Annotated in this window: 19 protein-coding genes; 6 read left to right on the plus strand and 13 right to left on the minus strand. The window is 59.9% G+C overall.

Annotation, left to right across the window (positions count from 1 at the left end; genetic code table 11):
* The first annotated feature begins 117 nt into the window (after window positions 1-117).
* A complete protein-coding gene (locus ACR0BA_RS03405) occupies window positions 118-885 on the plus strand; it encodes an SDR family oxidoreductase (RefSeq protein WP_480726446.1) in 768 nt (255 codons plus the stop codon).
* Here ACR0BA_RS03405 and ACR0BA_RS03410 read toward each other — a convergent pair.
* Together ACR0BA_RS03410 and ACR0BA_RS03415 are read right to left on the minus strand one after the other, a co-directional pair.
* The gene (locus ACR0BA_RS03410) at window positions 882-1751 is read right to left on the minus strand and encodes an acyl-CoA thioesterase (RefSeq protein ID WP_480726448.1); all 870 of its coding nucleotides are present in this window, start codon (window positions 1749-1751) and stop codon (window positions 882-884) included. The two genes, ACR0BA_RS03405 and ACR0BA_RS03410, sit on opposite strands and share 4 nt — an antisense overlap.
* Window positions 1752-1800: 49 nt before the next feature.
* The gene (locus ACR0BA_RS03415) at window positions 1801-3018 is read right to left on the minus strand and encodes a serine hydrolase domain-containing protein (RefSeq protein ID WP_480726449.1); all 1218 of its coding nucleotides are present in this window, start codon (window positions 3016-3018) and stop codon (window positions 1801-1803) included.
* Window positions 3019-3235: 217 nt separating this feature from the next.
* On the opposite strand from ACR0BA_RS03415, the gene ACR0BA_RS03420 reads away from it, so the two are divergent.
* Window positions 3236-3841, plus strand: coding sequence for a DsbA family protein (locus ACR0BA_RS03420; protein WP_480726450.1), 606 nt, complete (start codon window positions 3236-3238; stop codon window positions 3839-3841).
* A gap of 4 nt (window positions 3842-3845) precedes the next feature.
* Here the strand turns inward: ACR0BA_RS03420 and ACR0BA_RS03425 are convergent, their stop codons facing one another.
* Genes ACR0BA_RS03425 through ACR0BA_RS03435 form a run of 3 tightly spaced genes read right to left on the minus strand, consistent with a single transcriptional unit; the run spans window position 3846 to window position 6527 of the window.
* Entirely contained in the window at window positions 3846-4640 is a 795-nt protein-coding gene (locus ACR0BA_RS03425; protein WP_480726452.1) for an IclR family transcriptional regulator, read from the minus strand.
* Between the two features lie 10 nt (window positions 4641-4650).
* Window positions 4651-5676 carry a phosphotransferase gene (locus tag ACR0BA_RS03430; RefSeq protein ID WP_480726453.1) on the minus strand — a complete coding sequence of 342 codons (1026 nt, stop codon included), beginning with the start codon at window positions 5674-5676 and terminating at the stop codon, window positions 4651-4653.
* Window positions 5677-5708: 32 nt separating this feature from the next.
* The gene (locus ACR0BA_RS03435) at window positions 5709-6527 is read right to left on the minus strand and encodes an SDR family NAD(P)-dependent oxidoreductase (protein WP_093962059.1); all 819 of its coding nucleotides are present in this window, start codon (window positions 6525-6527) and stop codon (window positions 5709-5711) included.
* A 154-nt stretch (window positions 6528-6681) separates the two neighbouring features.
* Between ACR0BA_RS03435 and ACR0BA_RS03440 the strand changes: the two genes are divergently transcribed.
* The 3 genes from ACR0BA_RS03440 to ACR0BA_RS03450 all read left to right on the plus strand — a co-directional run bounded on the left by ACR0BA_RS03440 (window position 6682) and on the right by ACR0BA_RS03450 (window position 9009).
* Window positions 6682-7677 carry an NADPH:quinone oxidoreductase family protein gene (locus tag ACR0BA_RS03440; RefSeq protein ID WP_480726455.1) on the plus strand — a complete coding sequence of 332 codons (996 nt, stop codon included), beginning with the start codon at window positions 6682-6684 and terminating at the stop codon, window positions 7675-7677.
* A gap of 130 nt (window positions 7678-7807) precedes the next feature.
* On the plus strand, window positions 7808-8257 hold the full coding sequence (aroQ, locus tag ACR0BA_RS03445; protein ID WP_170339183.1) for a type II 3-dehydroquinate dehydratase: 450 nt from the start codon (window positions 7808-7810) through the stop codon (window positions 8255-8257).
* Window positions 8257-9009, plus strand: coding sequence for a LuxR family transcriptional regulator (locus ACR0BA_RS03450; RefSeq protein WP_093962957.1), 753 nt, complete (start codon window positions 8257-8259; stop codon window positions 9007-9009). The genes aroQ and ACR0BA_RS03450 overlap by 1 nt, the downstream gene beginning before the upstream one ends.
* 345 nt (window positions 9010-9354) lie before the next feature.
* Here ACR0BA_RS03450 and tsf read toward each other — a convergent pair whose 3' ends face one another.
* The 5 genes from tsf to ACR0BA_RS03475 form a co-directional block, all read right to left on the minus strand.
* Window positions 9355-10230, minus strand: coding sequence for a translation elongation factor Ts (gene tsf, locus ACR0BA_RS03455; protein ID WP_170580407.1), 876 nt, complete (start codon window positions 10228-10230; stop codon window positions 9355-9357).
* 76 nt (window positions 10231-10306) lie between these two features.
* Window positions 10307-11086, minus strand: coding sequence for a 30S ribosomal protein S2 (rpsB, locus tag ACR0BA_RS03460; protein WP_170418899.1), 780 nt, complete (start codon window positions 11084-11086; stop codon window positions 10307-10309).
* Between the two features lie 168 nt (window positions 11087-11254).
* On the minus strand, window positions 11255-12109 hold the full coding sequence (gene olsA, locus ACR0BA_RS03465) for a lyso-ornithine lipid O-acyltransferase (protein ID WP_480726457.1): 855 nt from the start codon (window positions 12107-12109) through the stop codon (window positions 11255-11257).
* Window positions 12096-12851, minus strand: a complete 756-nt coding sequence (gene olsB, locus ACR0BA_RS03470) for an L-ornithine N(alpha)-acyltransferase (protein ID WP_170363472.1) — start codon at window positions 12849-12851, stop codon at window positions 12096-12098. The genes olsA and olsB overlap by 14 nt, the downstream gene beginning before the upstream one ends.
* Before the next feature lie 108 nt (window positions 12852-12959).
* The gene (locus ACR0BA_RS03475; protein ID WP_170339192.1) at window positions 12960-13142 is read right to left on the minus strand and encodes a DUF3553 domain-containing protein; all 183 of its coding nucleotides are present in this window, start codon (window positions 13140-13142) and stop codon (window positions 12960-12962) included.
* A gap of 45 nt (window positions 13143-13187) precedes the next feature.
* Between ACR0BA_RS03475 and ACR0BA_RS03480 the strand changes: the two genes are divergently transcribed.
* Window positions 13188-13784, plus strand: a complete 597-nt coding sequence (locus tag ACR0BA_RS03480; RefSeq protein WP_170371080.1) for a histidine phosphotransferase family protein — start codon at window positions 13188-13190, stop codon at window positions 13782-13784.
* 9 nt (window positions 13785-13793) lie between these two features.
* On the opposite strand, the gene ACR0BA_RS03485 is transcribed toward ACR0BA_RS03480, so the two are convergent.
* From ACR0BA_RS03485 to obgE, 3 genes are read right to left on the minus strand one after another with little or no spacing between them, the layout of a single operon-like run.
* The gene (locus ACR0BA_RS03485; protein ID WP_480726459.1) at window positions 13794-15056 is read right to left on the minus strand and encodes a glutamate-5-semialdehyde dehydrogenase; all 1263 of its coding nucleotides are present in this window, start codon (window positions 15054-15056) and stop codon (window positions 13794-13796) included.
* 51 nt (window positions 15057-15107) lie between these two features.
* Window positions 15108-16214, minus strand: a complete 1107-nt coding sequence (gene proB, locus ACR0BA_RS03490; RefSeq protein WP_480726461.1) for a glutamate 5-kinase — start codon at window positions 16212-16214, stop codon at window positions 15108-15110.
* On the minus strand, window positions 16202-17236 hold the full coding sequence (obgE, locus tag ACR0BA_RS03495; protein WP_480726462.1) for a GTPase ObgE: 1035 nt from the start codon (window positions 17234-17236) through the stop codon (window positions 16202-16204). The genes proB and obgE overlap by 13 nt, the downstream gene beginning before the upstream one ends.
* Window positions 17237-17256: the final 20 nt, after the last annotated feature.

The raw sequence follows: 17256 nt of genomic DNA on the forward strand, positions 1-17256 counted from the left end.
GTGCGCGTAATCGGTATTATGTAAATAAGACTATGAGACCTGGCACCGCTACGTTCGCGTTGGCGGTGCTATTTCAACCTGTTACGGTCCTGTGTGACCCCAAGACAGGATGCGCTGATGGACCTTCAGGGAAAAATCGTAGTTGTTACCGGTGCAGCCCAAGGCATCGGCAAAGGTATGGCGACGCGCTTCGCGGCGGACGGCGCGCGTGTGATCTGTGCGGATATTGATGAAGCCGGCGCCCTAGCAGTCGCCCAGGACATTGGCGGGCATTCGTTCAAATGCGATGTGGCCGACGAACACGATATCCAGCAAATGATCGAAAGCGTTGAATCCAGGATCGGCCCCATTGATCTGTTCTGTGCCAACGCCGGCATTCTGACGCTTGGCGGTCTCGATGTTCCCGATGCGCATTGGGAAAGGATCTGGAAGATCAACGTCATGTCTCATGTGTGGACGGCACGCCATCTGGTGCCGCGGATGATTGCGCGCGACGGCGGCTACATATTGATCACGGCTTCCGCTGCGGGGCTGCTCAACCAGCCCGGAGCCGCGCCATACGGAGTCACCAAACATGCGGCGGTTGGTTTCGCGGAATGGCTGGCTTTGACCTATGCCGACAAAGGCATCCGGGTCTCGGTCTTGTGTCCTCAGGCCGTCCGATCGGAAATGACCAAAGGGTTTGAAGACTCAGTTGCCGCGATTGATGGCATGCTAGAACCCGAGGACGTGGCACAGGCATGTGTCGAGGCCATTGGCACCGAGACCTTTCTGGTTCTGCCGCACCCGCAGGTTCTGGACTACATGCGCTTGAAAACCGCCGATTACGACCGTTGGATTTCAGGAATGAACAAGTTAAATCAGCAGTTTGCAGGCGATACCTAGACTTTCTTTCGGGCGCGGCGCAGAAGGCCTTCCTGCGCGACGGAGGCGACCAAGGTTCCGTCCTGCGCATAGATTGACCCGCGGTTGAAGCTGCGTCCCTGCCCCGTCCATGGCGACTCCATGGAATAGAGATGCCAATTCTGGAATTGAACCGGTGCATGAAACCAGATCGCGTGATCCAGGCTCGCGCCATTGATTTCGCCCGTGAACCAGCTCAACCCGTGCGGCCGCATGCCGGAACTCAGCAGCGCCATGTCCGAGGCATAGGCCAGCAACAGGTGTTGGGTCACGTGATCAGCCTGTTCCGCTGCTCCCATGCGGAACCACAGATGGTTTCGGTCGTCGCTTTTCTCAGGCTGGAATATGTCCAAGGGATCAATCTCGCGCACCTCGATCGGACGATCGCGCAGCAGTTCGGCGCGCAGCCTATCGGGAACGCGGTTCAGGTATTTCTGCCGCAATTCATCGCGGGACGGTTGCGTTTCGGGCGATGGGACATCAGGCATCGCGTGCTGATGGTTCCAGCCTTCATCCTGAATGTGGAACGAGGCCGACATGTTGAGGATCTGCTTGCCGTGCTGGATTGCAACCACGCGCCGTGTGGTGAACGACCCACCATCCCGCGCGCGATCTACCTGATAGATAACCGGAATTTCCGGATCTCCCGGACGGATAAAATAGGCATGCAGTGAATGGCAAAGGCGGTTTTCGACCGTTCGGTATGCTGCTGCCAAAGCCTGTGCGATGACCTGACCACCAAATATCCGCGTGGGCGTTTCACCGCCGGATCCGGTGCCTCGGAACAAGTCTACCTCAAGGCGTTCAATGTCCAGCAAATCCAACAGGATGCGTTCGGCTTCGGTCATTCGACTCTCTCTGGTTCTGTTCGTGATCGGCCTAGCAGGCCCGCGCGGGTCATTCAATGAGGGCGGCGTGAACCAGGGCTTTGAGTTCTGAGCGTGACGGGTAAGAGCTGGAGGGCGACAACTGAGTAAAGAAAACAGCCGACATGTCGTTCTTTTGGTCGACCCAGAAAAAGGTCGACGCCATTCCGCCCCAACTGAAATCTCCGACCGATCCGGGGGTACGTGCACGGCCCGGGTCCAAAACCAAAGCGCCGCCAAGCCCGAACCCCATGCCGTCCATCGGCTGTTCGGCAAAGCTTTGGGGCCCCATGGACGCGATGTCGCCCGGCAAGTGGTTGCGCATCATGAAATCCACCGTGCTCGGGCCCAGCAGTCGTTGATCACCCACTTTCCCCTTTGCGCGCAGCATCTCGGCGAAACGGGCAAAATCGTCGATCGTGCTGACCAGCCCACCACCGCCGGAAAAAAGCGTGGCCGCTTCGAATGGCGAGTTTCCGGCCTGATCCACCAATCGCAACGTTTCGCCGCCGGACCTGGCCGCGTTCAGGGCCATCGCGTCTCCCTCGAGTGGTGTGTAGAGCGAGGCGAACCGGTCCCCTGCCCCTTTGGGAACCGAAAACCCGGTTTCGGCCATCCCAAGCGGCCCAAAGATCTCATCGGCAAAGAATTGGTCCAAACTCCTGCCGGACACGACTTCGACTACCCGTCCGATAACGTCGATGCCGACCGAATACTCCCAACGGCTGCCCGGTTGAAACGCCAACGGCAATGCAGCCACGGCCCGAACCTGATCGGCCAGCAGACCCTGGTCCGGTTTGAACATCAGGTCCTGAGCATCCATTGCGGCAGGCAGAACGCCCGGATTGAACGGATAGCTTAGCCCGCTGGTGTGGGTCAGCAGTTGATGCAGGGTCGGCGGCTTCGAGTCTTCTGTTTGTTCAATGGATTGCGCGTCTTTCCGCAACGCCTTCATTTCGGCGAATTCCGGCAGAAACTCGGATACCGGCGCCTCAAGGTGCATCAGACCTTGTTCTACCAGCATCATCAGCGCTGTCGTGGTTACCGGCTTGGTCATCGAATAGATGCGAACCAAGGTCTCGCGGTTGAACGGCAAATCACTCTCGAGACTGCGCAATCCGCAATCGTGAAAGAAAACTTCGCGCCCGTGCTGCTTCAACAGAAAGGCGCACCCGGGGTATTTTCGTTCGTCCACATACCTTTGCATCCATGTCTGAATGCGGTCCAGCCTCGTCCGATCAAATTGCATTGGCCGAAATTTCCCCGTTTTTTCTTTCATCTACGCGCAATCCTGCCGCCCCGTGGCAAAGAAAAACAGCCCAAAAACACAGCCGGCGAAAATTGCCGGGCGAGCGGTCTGCAAGTCTGCTCTCGGCCACGACCCGCGACGCTGCTAGACTGACGGCGTTCTGGATTCGTGATTTGCATCCGTTACCCCTGAATTCGCCACCGGCCGGAGGTGCCAGATGACGCAGAACGTGGAATTCGTATACAACTTTTGCAGCCCGAACGCTTACCTCGCTCATAAGGTTTTGCCAGATCTCGCCGAGCGTCATGGGGCTGAGATTCGCTTTGTGCCGGTTCTGCTGAGTACAGTTTTCAAGGCTACCAACAACCAGAGCCCATTTCAGGCGTTCTCGGAAAATCGGAAGAAATCGGCGTATCTGACCCATGACCTGCACCGCTTTGCACGGCGGCGCGGCCTGAACTTTCATATGAGCCCCTATTTTCCGCTGAACACGAAATTCGCCATGCGTGGCGCGGTCGCAGCGATGGGAAAATCATGGGAAGACAGATATGTAGACGCCGTTTTTGACGCAATATGGGTGCACGGACAGAAAATTGACGACCTGAATGTGTTGACCGACATCATTCAAGAACGTGACCTGCCCGTACGAAAAATCCGTGAGGCGATCACCGGCGATCTGGCAAAGCAGACTCTGAAAGATCAGACAAAAGCGGCCGTTCGCCGCGGAGTTTTCGGGGTGCCCTGCCTGTTTGTCGGGTCTGAGATGTTTTTTGGTAAGAACAGCCTGGCCAACGTAGAACTTGAACTCGAGGCGTTGCACTGAGGTTTCATGGACGCAGTCCCAATTGCCGGGCGGCATCTATCAGCTTGTGCGCGTGGTCTCCTTCAAGCTCTTCCGGGGTCACGTAAAAGCTGGGTCCGCCGATATTCAATCCAAATACCCGCCCGTCGCTGGCGGTGGACACCGGAACGGAAATGGCATGGACGTCGTCCCGCCACAGAGAATATCCGGTACAATAGCCTTGTGTATCGTATTCATCCAACGCGGTTTTTATCGAGTCGCGCAGGTGATTTTCGGGCAGGTTCAGATCGCGTCGAGCAGCGTAAATCGCCGTTTCCCTTTGATCCTCGGTCATGCCGACCAGAATGGCCCGCCCCATGGCCGAGGAGAATAACGGCAGCCGGGATCCGACATGCATGGTAAGCGCCACGTTCTGCGTCGACCTGCTGACCGCGACGTATACGACCTCGGCCCGATGCGCTTCGCCCAGGGCGGCCGTCAGGTACGGATTGGCTCCATCGCGCAGTTCCCTCAGCACCTCGACGGCACGCTCGCATATGTCAGCCGCACCCAGAACTCCGTATCCCAGCCGCAGCACTCCGACGCCAAGCCGATACGAACCGCCTGCGTGATCCTGAACAAGGTAACCCAGTTGGCACAGCGTATGGGTCAACCGCGAGATCGTTGGCTTGGGCAGACCCGTGCGTTCCGCAAAATCCGTGTTGGTCAGGGCCGTTTCGCCGTGGCGAAAGCACCGCAGCAGTTCAAGCCCCCGCGCCAGTGCGGTGACGAAGTTCCGATCCTTGCCAGTGTCGGCGCTAGATGATGTCTCGGAAACCACGCCTGCCCCTCTATCCCAGCGCTGCAAGGCCATGTTTGGCGAACATGGGCACATAGGCTCCGAAAGCGCGCGCCCGGGCCGGATCGGAGGCGTTCCCGTCCAGCGCGCGTTTGTAGACGCCCTGTAGAATTCCGGCCATGCGGAAGAAATTGAACGCAAGATAGAAGCCGAAATTGTCGATGCCCGGTAGTCCGCGCCGCTGACAATATGAGGCGATGAACTGCTGATCGCTGGGCAGCCCCAGGCTGCCGCGGTCAACGCCGGCCAGCCCCCGACCCTCTTTGCCCGGCGGCATCTGCCATTGCATGATTACGGCCGCCAGATCGGCATAGGGATGGCCGATGGTGGACAGTTCCCAATCCAGGACCCCGATGCAACGGGTGCCGTCCCGCTCGAACATCAGATTGTCGATGCGATAGTCGCCATGAACCAGCGTTCGTTGACCATCATCCGCCGGGATCGAGCTTTCCAGCGCGTCGATCAGCGCATCCATGTCGGCAACCGTTTCGGTTTCCGAGGCGCGATACTGTTTGGTCCAGCGCGCGATCTGGCGTTCAAAGTAGTTGCCGGTCGGTCCGTAGTCGGACAGGCCCACTGCGTCGATGTCGACCATGTGCAATTCGGCCAGAACCTGGTTCATCTCATCCAGAACGGCGCTACGGGTTTCGTTGGTTTCGCCCTTCATGGTCGGTTCCAGAAAATTCCGACCGTCCAGACGCTCCATGACATAGAAGGCAGAGCCGATGATGCTGTCATCCTCGCACAGCAAGTACATGCGCGGCACCGGCACTTTGCTGTGCGCCAACGCGGTCTGAACACGGAATTCGCGGTCGACCGCGTGGGCAGATTTCAGCAGAACTCCGGGCGGCTTGCGCCGGAGAACATAAGATTTGCCAGGCGTGCGCAGTTCGTAGGTCGGATTGGACTGACCCACTGTGAACTTCGTCGCCTCAAGCGGACCGGCATAGCCTTGCAGGTTGGCGCGCAGATAGTCATCTACGGCGACAAGGTCGAGAGTGTTCGGGTCATCGCTCATGCGATCGGCCTCGCTTGATACTGGACCGGGTTTCACAGGGCATCAGCAAAGATGTTTCCTCCGGTCAGAACGTTGATACCACCCGAGACCGGGATCACGGCGCCGGTCACGTAACTGCCGCCGCGTCCGCTGAGGAACAGCATACAGCCCGCGATGTCCTCGTCGCGCCCGACACGGCCCAGCGGGACCGACTTGCCCACTTTCTCGCGTTTTTCCTCGTCAGCCGTGGCAAAGGCGGTCATGCGCGAAACGAACGGTCCCGGTGCCAGAGCATTCACAGTCACGCGGTAGGGCGACAGCTCCTTTGCCATGATCTTGGTCAGATGGATGACGGCCGCCTTCGACGCGGAATAGCTGTAGGCGCCATCACCCATCGGAACTTCTCCCATCACCGATGCGACGTTGATTACCCGTGCAGGATCATCGTCCGAGCCCGATTGCATCAGCAGAGGAAGCAGCTTCTGGGTCAGATGAAAGATGCCGGCAACATTCACGGACATGACTTTGTCCCAGGCGTCATAGGGAAACTGTCCCATAGGCGCACCCCATGACACGCCGGCATTGTTCATAAGGATATCAAGCCTTTGGGTGCGGTTGCTCACCTCTTCGACCAGCGCGTCAATGCCGGCCTCGCTGCTGACGTCACCTGCAAACCCTTCTGCGGTTCCGGGAGCATCCAGCGCGTTCAGTTCGGCGGCTACAGCTTCGCAAGCTTCGCCCTTGCGCGAGGCGATCAGCACCCGCGCACCCGCGCGCAGCAAAGCCTCGGCTGCCATCCGACCAATGCCGGTCGCGCCGCCCGTGACCAGAGCAGTCTTGCCCGCTAGCGAAAATAAGTTCTCCGGTGTCATCGGCCTCTCCCCATAATTCGTTTTTGTTGCGTCCTGAGTTCTATTTCAGGTCGGATCAGTTTCACTGTGCAGAATTGCATTTCACATCTGCCTTGACAACATGGTGTCAGGACCCGACCTTCGGGCCGACAAATGGCGAGGATCGGAATACGAAATGCAAGCATTACTCAGCGTCGCCCCGGGTGGTCCGGAAACACTGGAACTGACCACCCTGCCCGATCCAACGCCCAAAAAGGGTCAGGTGCTGATCCGGGTACGTGCGGCAGGTGTGAATTATCCTGACACGCTGATCATCCGCGATTTGTACCAGATGAAACCACCGCGCCCGTTCGCGCCCGGAGGGGAAGTGTCAGGCGATGTGATCGCCGTCGGAGATGGTGTTTCCGATCTGAAGATCGGTGACCGCGTTCTGGCCCTGACAGGCCACGGAGGTTTCGCCGAGCAGCTGTGCATTCCGGCCGCCAGCGCCGTTCCGATCCCGGAGTCCATGCCGTACGAGGATGCGGCTTGTTTCATCTTCACCTACGGAACGTCCTACCATGCGCTGAAGGATCGCGCCGGGCTCAAGGGCGGTAAGACCTTGTTGGTTCTTGGGGCCGCCGGTGGTGTCGGCTCGGCCGCGGTTGAGTTGGGCAAAGCGATGGGCGCGCGCGTAATTGCCGCGGTGTCCACGGAAGACAAAGCTCAGTTCTGCAAGGATTTGGGCGCTGATGAAACGATCGTCTACTCCAAGGAGATGACGCGAGAGGCGCAAAAAGCGTTCTCGGCCGAAGTCAAGAAGCTGGCGGGCGGTGATGGCGTTGACGTGGTCTATGATGCGGTCGGCGGCGACTACGCCGAGCCAGCATTGCGCGCGATGGCCTGGAAGGGGCGGTTTCTGGTCGTTGGTTTTCCGGCCGGTATCCCCAACATCCCGTTGAATCTGCCTTTGCTCAAAGGCTGTGAGATCGTCGGCGTGTTCTGGGGCGCGTCCGTATTCCGCGATCCGGCCGGACATGCCGAAAACTTGCGGGAACTGTTTGCCATGTATCATGGCGGCAAGATCAAGCCGCGTATCAGCGCCCGCTTCTCCTTGCCCCGCGCCGCCGAAGCTTTGGAGATGTTGGGCGACCGGTCGGTTCTCGGCAAAGTTGTCGTGTCCATCGACTAGGAACGACATTCACGGTCGTTTCACCGCCTGTCCCCAAGACCTGACCTGCGCCTGCTCGCCTCATGAGAGCAAAGCCGGTAGACGCGTTTTCAATTCGCGGCTATGAAACAGGTATGGGGACAGAAAAATAATGCGTAGTATTCTTGTATTGAACGGACCGAACCTGAACCTTTTGGGCACACGGCAGCCCGAGGTTTACGGTCATACCACCTTGAAGATGATCGAAGACTTGTGCGTTTCGCATGGCGCATCGATCGGGTTGCGTGTCGAGTGCGCCCAATCAAACCATGAAGGTGTGTTGATCGATGCCATCCACGCCGCGCGCGGAACCCATGACGGGATCGTCCTGAATGCCGGCGCGTATACCCACACGTCAATAGCGTTGATGGATGCCATTTCGTCGGCTCAACTGCCGGTGGTCGAGGTTCACCTGTCCAATATCCACGCCCGCGAGGCATTTCGGCACAAGTCCTACATCTCGGCCGTCGCCATCGGGCAGATATGCGGCTTTGGCGCTCAAAGCTATGTTCTAGCGCTGGAAGCGCTGGCCGCGCATCTTCAGGAGGGTGGCGGCGCATGATGACGCTCAAGGAATACCTCAACTTTCTGAGCTATGTAAAAACCCTCGAGGAGCTTTGGGCCGCGCACACCGAACAGATGGCCAAGTATGGTTTTGACCGCCTGTTGTACGGACACACACAATACCGCACCCAAACGTCTTTGGGCGACCCCGAAGACTTCGTGATCCTGACCAATCACTGCAAGGAATACATGGACGGTTTCCTTCGGGATGGTCTCTATTTCCATGCGCCCATGCTGAAATGGGCGCTGGATCACGAAGGGGCCGCAAGCTGGAGCATGATCCGCGAGATGATGTCCAGCGGCACGATGACCAACGAAGAACGCAAGGTGTACGAGTTCAACCGCTCGAAAGGGATCACCGTCGGCTACACGATCAGTTTCACTTCGGTGTCCATGCGGTCGAAGGGGGCAATTTCGCTGGCCGCTCTGAACCGCAGCCAGGACGAGATGGACGAGATGTGGGCTGAGCACGGCGATGATATCCTGCTGATGAACAACATCGCCCACCTCAAAATTCTGACTCTGCCCTACAATCCCCCGAACCGCGCCTTGACCAAGCGGCAGCGAGAGGCTCTGGAATGGGTGGGTGACGGAAAAACGACCCAGGACATTGCCCTGCTGATGGGATTGACTTCGGCAACTGTTGAAAAACACCTCAGGCTGGCGCGCGAGGCTCTCTCTGTCGAGACGACTGCACAGGCGGTTTTGAAGGCTTCGCTGCAGAATCAGATGTTCGTCATGGAGGTCTGAATCCGCTGTCGCGCGGCAGTTGACCTTAGGTAAGGAATACATGACTTCCTAAAACTGCGCAGAAATTGCACATTGATACTGTTCCGTGAGTGGTGGCTTTAGCCAAGGAACATTTGGACGGATCTTTGTATTGCCAAGGCTCTCCGTTCGCTCTGACAAAGGGCGCTTATTCGTCCACGTGCCGATGTCGGAAATTTTGGGGGGCCTCGACCATCCCCATCTTGCGGGGCCCTCCAATTACTCCTCTAATCAATCGGAAATTCGCTAAAAAAAACCGGTCGCGCGTCGCGCAACCGGTTTCGGGCGTTTTATGGATCAGCCCGGAAAACCCGGGCTGAACAGGTGTCAGCCCTGAGCCGCTTTGGCGACTTCGGCAGCAAAGTCTTCTTTTTCGACCACGATGCCTTCGCCAACTTCCAGGCGAATAAAACCGGTGATGGTTGCGCCGGCTTCCTTGGCCGCTGCTTCCACGGTCAGGTCGGGGTTCACAACGAACTGCTGGCTCAGCAGGGTCGATTCCGCTACGAATTTCTTCATGCGGCCCTCGATCATCTTTTCGATGACCTGCTCGGGCTTGCCGGACTCGCGCGCGATGTCCATCTGAACCTGCTTTTCTTTTTCGACAACGGCCGGATCCAGGTCGGCTTCGGACAGAGCGGCCGGGTTCACGGCTGCGATGTGCATCGCGACTTGCTTGCCGATGGCTTCATCGCCGCCCGACAGAGCAACCAGAACACCGATCTTGCCCATGCCGTTGGTTGCGGCGTTGTGGACATACGAGACCACGGTGTCGCCCGACAGTTTAGCCATGCGGCGGACCGACATGTTTTCGCCGATGGTGGCGATTTTGTCGGTCAGCGTGTCGGCAACCGACTTGCCGCCCAGATCAGCGGCCAGCAGTTCCTCAACCGAGTCAACGCCCTGGGCTGCGTAGGTGATCTTGCCGACCATTTCCTGGAACTCGGCGTTCTTCGCGACAAAGTCGGTTTCCGAGTTCACTTCGACAGCAACACCGTTGCCACCTTCGACGTGAACGGCAACAAGGCCTTCTGCTGCGGTACGGCCGGATTTCTTTGCGGCCTTCGCCAGACCTTTGGTGCGCAGCCAGTCAACGGCCTCGTCCATGTTGCCGCCGGTTTCGGTCAGCGCTTTTTTCGCGTCCATCATGCCTGCGCCGGTCGAGTCGCGCAGTTCTTTCACCATTGCTGCAGTGATTGCCATCTCTTGGCTCTCCTCAATTCAAACGGAATTGGGGCAGGTCTACCCTGCCCCATATGTCATTTACGTGACGGGCAGCTTACGCTTCGGCCGACGCTTCGGCTTCGTCTGCAACGGCTTCTTCAACCGGTGCTTCTTCGAACTCACCCAGGTCGACGCCGGCGGCGCCCAGCTGAGCGGTCATGCCGTCCAGCGCAGCGCGTGCGGCCAGGTCGCAATACAGTGCGATTGCACGGGCAGCATCGTCGTTGCCGGGGATGATGTAGTCCACACCATCCGGCGAGCAGTTGGTGTCGACGACAGCCACAACCGGGATACCCAGCTTGTTGGCTTCGGCGATGGCCAGGGCTTCTTTCTTGACGTCGATGACGAACAGCAGGTCAGGAACGCCGCCCATCTCGCGGATGCCGCCCAGCGAAGCCTGCAGCTTGGCCTGGTCACGCTCCATGCCCAGACGCTCTTTCTTGGTCAGGCCTTCAGCGCCCGATTCCATGGCTTCGTCGATCTGGTTCAGACGGTTGATCGATTGGGAAACGGTTTTCCAGTTGGTCAGCGTGCCGCCCAGCCAGCGGTGGTTCATGTAATACTGGGCCGATTTTTCAGCGGCTTCGGCGATCGGCTGTGCAGCCTGACGCTTGGTACCGACGAACAGAACGCGGCCACCTTTGGCGACGGTGTCACGTACCGCCTGCAGCGCCTGATCCAGCATCGGAACGGTCTGGGTCAGGTCCATGATGTGGATGCCGTTGCGCGCGCCATAGATGAACGGCGCCATGCGGGGGTTCCAACGCTGTGTTTGGTGACCAAAGTGAACGCCAGCTTCCAGCAGCTGACGCATGGTGAACTCGGGAAGAGCCATGCTATGTTTTCCTTTTCCGGTTTTCGCCTTGGCGGGGGTGAAAGAAGCGTTTGCTCCAACCGGCGGCCTTGATGAGGATGTCTCCCTCAAAACGACCAAACCCCGCCTGCGGATTTGAATGCCGCGCGTATACGGCAGGTTGACTGATGGTGCAAGGGGCTTTTACCCCTATTTTTCTGGCCGCGCCAAGGCATGCCCGTGGCGGACGGCCTGCTCGCAATGCGCGGCCAAAGCCTTGCGGTTGTCGAAATCGCTGACCCGCGCCGGAGAATGATAAATCAATTCGACCCGCCCCTGCCGCCGCGCGCCCAGCGTCTTCAGAAGATGCGGAGCAAAATCCATGTCGCCCCACCAGCCATAGAACCGGTCCGGCTGCCCATCGGGCGCGTGGTAGACAACCGAAACCGGCTGAACATACATGAAATCACGCAGTTCATCTGCAAAGAATGCCGCAAAAAGCGTTGTTTTGAATGGCAAAACCCGAAGGCCATCTGTCGATGTGCCCTCTGGAAAAAACAACAGCTTGTGCCCGGCCTTCAGACGGTCTTCGAACAACTTGGTCTGCTCGCGCGCTTTTTTTGGATTACGTTCGATGAACACGGTTCCGGTGGCCCGGGCCAGCCAACCGATGCCGGGCCAATTCGCCACCTCGGCCTTGGACACGAAGTACACACGCTTGCGGGCGTTGAGCGCGAAAATGTCCAGCCAGGACGTGTGATTGGCGACAACTGCCCCGCGCTGCTGCATCAACTCACCCGAGCTGGAAAATCCGATCCCAAGAATTCGAAACGCATTGCGACATACGAATTGGGCAATGAACGGCGTTACCGGCCGACGCAGGCCAAAGATGGGTCTTTCGACCAGGCGCACAAGCAACAGAACGATCAGACCACCGAACACCAGCACAGCCAAAGGGAGCCCCCGCAGGATCACCAAAATCCAACCCCATACACCCAACTCAACCGGGTCGGGGTCGTCCGAGCTGTGCCAGACAGCGCCGTTTGGCACGTCACGCTCCGCCATAGATGCGTCTCTGTCTTTCGTTCATCCGTGTGGTGTCGAGGATCAGGCAAACGTCGGTGGTGTTGAATGCATGGTCGATGAATGCCCCCTCGCCCACAAACCCGCCCAATCGAAGATAGGCCTTGATCAAGGCCGGAACCTGCAACATCGCACTCCGTCGATCCAGCGCATCTTTCGGAACCAAGTTCATGTTCTGAAAAACTTCCGGCTGCGCCCGCACCCGCAGTTCGGGTGGAGCCAGGTGGTTGTGATGCAGCATCGACAGAGGCTGGGCAAGGTGCTTGACGTCTGTGCCGTGAAAGCTGGCAACGCCGAACAGAACCTCGATCTCCCGTTCGGACACATATTTCGCGAGGCCATTCCACAAATGATACATTGCGGTTCCGCCGCGATAGTCCGGATGCAGGCAGGACCGGCCGAGTTCCAGCAATTTGCGGCCGCTGTTTTTCAGAACGGTAAGGTCGTATTCATCCTCGGAGTAAAACCGTCCGACTTCAGCTACGCGGTCACCCGGCAACAGCCGGTAGACACCGACCACTTCTCCAGTGGCGTCGTCATAGGCCAGCATGTGATCAAAATACGGGTCGAACTGGTCGCGTTCCAGGCCCTCTGCATGATCGACCATCTCGCCGCCGCCGCCCAGTTCACGCACGAAGACGTCATAACGAAGCCGTTGCGCCGCGCGCAGTTCCTCGTCGGTTTCGGCAAGTTTGACAGTGAATGAAGGGCCCGTATCCGGCATGTGGAATGGTCGTCGTCTTGTTGCGATCCCAGCGCTGATACCGCAGCTGCGCGGCGAATGGCAACACGAACCGGGTGGCGAGCCCCGTTAACCTTTCCTAAACCAGTTTCATGGATCAAGAACCGGCATCAAGGCGATGCGTGTTCCGTCAATCACCACTTTGCCCTGGTCGCGAAAGTTCACGGTGATCTTGCCCCCAATATTGGACTGGACCTGTCCAACGCCCCAGTCGGGGAAATCTGGGTGGCGGACAAACATGCCCGGTGCAAGAATGGCATTCAGATCTGTCATGCGGCGGCTCCGGGTCGGGCATGGGGGATACCACAGGAGGTACGCATGGGCGACACCAACGTCAACCTAGCCGAGTTGATCGGCTCTCGGATCTGCCACGATCTGATCAGCCCGATCGGCGCGATCACGAACGGTCTGGAACTGTTGGAGATGGTTGGCGGCACCCAGGGCCCCGAGATGGAGCTGATTACCGGCAGCGTCGGCAGCGCCGGGGCGCGGATCCGGTTCTTCCGCGTGGCCTTCGGCGCGGCCAGCGATCAGCCGCTGGGCCGCAGCGAAGTGACGGAATTGCTGCGCGATGTTGAGCGTGCGGGCCGTGTCCGGGTGCATTGGAACGTCACGGAGGCGATGCCGCGCAATCAGATCAAACTGGCCTTTCTGGCCATCATGTGCTGCGAAAGCGCCATGCCCATGGGCGGCGAGGTCAAGATTGACAGCGTGGGCGATAAATGGACGGTCACCGGTACGGCCGACCGCATGAATGTCGATCCCGACCTGTGGAAAGGCCTCCCGACCGGCACATTCGCCAAAAAGGTCACGCCGGCGCAGGTGCAATTCGCCCTGCTTCCGCAGACGGCGGCCGCTCAGGGCCGCCGGGTGTCGGCCGAGACGGGCGCGACCCGCGTGGTGCTGCGGTTTTGACGCAGCGCCTCAGGCGCGCGTCGTGCCGTTGCCGCGCACCAGGTATTTGAAGCTGGTCAGCTGCGCCGCCCCCACCGGGCCGCGCGCGTGCATCTTGCCCGTGGCGATCCCGATTTCGGCGCCCATTCCGAACTCACCTCCGTCGGCAAACTGGGTCGAGGCGTTGTGCATCAGGATCGCACTGTCGAGCCGTTCAAAGAAGCGGTCGGCGGCGGACTGATCCTCGGTCATGATGCAATCGGTGTGGTTCGATCCGTATTGCCGGATATGCGCGATTGCATCGTCGATATCGGCCACCGGTTTTGCGGCGATGATGCTGTCCATAAACTCCTTGCCCCAATCGTCATCGCTGGCCGGCAAGGTGCCGTCGATGGCCAGCGCACCTGCGGCATGGACCTCGACGCCCGCGGCCAGCAGCGCGGCGATCACGTCGTGCCCCAGCGTTTCCGCGATATCCTGATGCACCAGCAGGCATTCGGCCGCCCCGCAGATGCCAGTGCGGCGGGTCTTGGCGTTCAGCACCACGTCCAGCGTTTTCTGCGGATCCGCAGCCTTGTCGATGTAGATGTGCACGATCCCTTCAAGATGAGCAAAGACCGGCACCCGCGCCTCGCGCTGGACCAGCCCGACCAGCCCCTTGCCGCCGCGCGGCACGATGACGTCGACATAGTCGGTCATGGTCAGCAATTCCTGCACCGCCGCCCGGTCACGGGTCGGGACCAACTGGATCGCATCCTCGGGCAGGTTTGCGGCCTTCAGCCCCTCGACCAGGCAGGCGTGGATCGCGGTCGAAGAATGAAAGCTTTCGGAACCGCCGCGCAGGATCACGGCATTGCCCGACTTGAGGCACAGCGCCCCGGCATCCGCGGTCACGTTCGGGCGGCTTTCATAGATCACGCCGATCACGCCCAGCGGGGTGCGTACCCTGCGGATGTTCAGCCCCGAGGGCATATCCCATTCGGCCAGAACCTCACCCACCGGATCGGTCTGTTCGGCCACGGTGCGCAACCCGTCGACCATGCCCTGAATGCGCGCCTCGTCCAGCATCAACCGGTCCATCATGGCCGGGCTCAGACCCTTGTCGCGGCCATAGTCCAGGTCTTTCTTGTTGGCCTCGATGATCTGTGCGCGGTTCTTCCACACGGCGTCGGCCGCGGCGATCAACGCGGCGTGTTTGCGCTCGGCCGAGGCGAAAGCCAGATCCCGAGACGCATCCTTGGCGCGCTTGCCAAGATCGGCCATCAGGGCGGGAATGCTGTCAAAGTCCTTCATGTCATCTGCCTTTCCGGTCGTCGGACCAGCCAAATCTATCAGTTTTCGCAGCTACAAAGCCAGATCGTCACGGTGGATCATCACCGCACGGCCGGGATAGCCGAGTGCGTCCTCGATCTCGGAGGATTTGCGCCCCTTGATGGTGTCGGCCTCGTGCGCGGTATAGCGGCTGAGGCCCAATCCCAAACGCCGGCCTTCGTGATCCTTGATGGCCACCGGGTCGCCCCGTCCAAAATCGCCCGTCACTTCGACGATGCCGGCCGGCAACAGGCTTTTGCCATTCTCCAGCGCCTGCGCTGCCCCTGCATCGACCGTGATCTCGCCCCGCGGCTTCATCGCCGAGATCCAGCGTTTGCGCGCCGCATGCGGGTCCAGCTTGGCCTTGAACCAAGTGCTGTTCGCGCCATTGTTCAGCAGTTTCAGCGGGTTCAAAGGCGATCCTTCCGTAATCGCCATGTCACAGCCCGCCGCCGTCGCCATCTGCGCGGCCATCAGCTTGGTCTTCATGCCGCCCTTGGACAGCCCCGAACCGGCGTCACCGGCCATCGCCTCGATCTCGGGCGTGATCGCGTCGATCACGTCAAACCGGGTGGCGGATGGGTCTTCGGCTGGATTGCCGGTGTAGAACCCATCGACATCGGACAGCAGGATCAACTGATCCGCACCGACGGTCACGGCGATCTGCGCGGCCAGGCGATCATTGTCGCCGTAACGGATTTCATCCGTGGCCACCGTGTCATTTTCGTTCACGATGGGCACGACACCCAACCCCAGCAGAGTTTCCAGCGTCGCGCGCGAGTTTAGGTACCGGCGGCGGTTCTCGCTGTCCTCAAGCGTCACCAGAACCTGCGCCGTGGTGATGTCGTGGGGGGCCAACGCCTCTTCATAGGCCCGCGCCAGCCTGATCTGCCCGACGGCGGCGGCGGCCTGGGACTGCTCCAACGAAAGGGTGGTTGCGGGCAAGCCCAGAACACCGCGCCCCAGGGCGATCGACCCGGAGGAGACCAGAACCACATCGGCCCCCTGCCCCTTGAGCCACGCCACGTCCTGCGCCAGCGAATGCAACCAGTCCGAACGCAGCTTGCCGGTCGAACGATCGACCAGCAACGCCGAGCCGATCTTGACCACCAGGCGCTTTGCGTCGGTCAGGGCTGCCACGTCTCGCGCTCCTCGGTGGGTTTCTGGCGCAGGCGGTTTTCGTCGATCTGGGAGCGCAGGGCCCGCAGAACCTCGGTCACGCCCTGTCGGGCCACGCCCGACATGGTCATGACCGGGCCGCCCACGGCCTCTTCCAACTCGGCCTTGGCCAGTTCGAGTTGTTCTTCGTCCAGCGCGTCGATCTTGTTCAACACGGTGATCCGGGGCTTGTCGGCCAGCGCGCCGCCATAGGCCTCAAGCTCGTGGATGATGGTGTGATAGTCCTGCGCGATGGTCTCAGACGTGCCATCGACCAGATGCAGCAACACCGCGCAGCGTTCGACATGGCCCAGAAAACGGTCGCCGATGCCGCGGCCTTCATGCGCGCCTTCGATCAGGCCGGGAATGTCGGCCACCACGAATTCCACATTGTCCACGCCGACGACGCCCAGATTTGGGTGCAGCGTGGTAAAGGGATAGTCGGCGATCTTGGGCCGGGCGTTCGAGGTGGCGGCCAGAAAGGTTGACTTGCCCGCATTCGGCAGGCCGAGCAGGCCCACATCGGCGATCAGCTTCAGGCGCAGCCAAATCGTACGGTCCACGCCCGGCTGTCCCGCATTGGCCCGGCGCGGCGCCTGGTTTGTGGCCGATTTGAAATGCAGGTTGCCGAAACCGCCATTGCCACCCCGCGCCAGCAGGACACGTTGCCCCACTTCGGTCAGGTCGGCGATCACCGTCTCCTGATCCTCGTCCAGGATCTCGGTTCCGACCGGCACGCGCAGGATGATGTCGTCGCCGTCCTTGCCAGTGCGCTGCTGGCCCCGGCCGGGCTGTCCGTTCTTGGCAAAGAAATGCTGCTGATAGCGGAAGTCGATCAGGGTGTTCAGCCCGTCCACGACCTCAGCCCAGACGGACCCGCCTTTGCCGCCGTCCCCGCCATCGGGGCCGCCGTATTCGATGTACTTTTCGCGTCGAAAGCTGACGCACCCGCTACCGCCGGCCCCGGACCGGATGTAGACCTTTGCAAGATCGAGAAATTTCATGTCAGTCCCCTACTGCAAAG

It is taken from the genome of Ruegeria sp. CI5 (assembly GCF_056536885.1).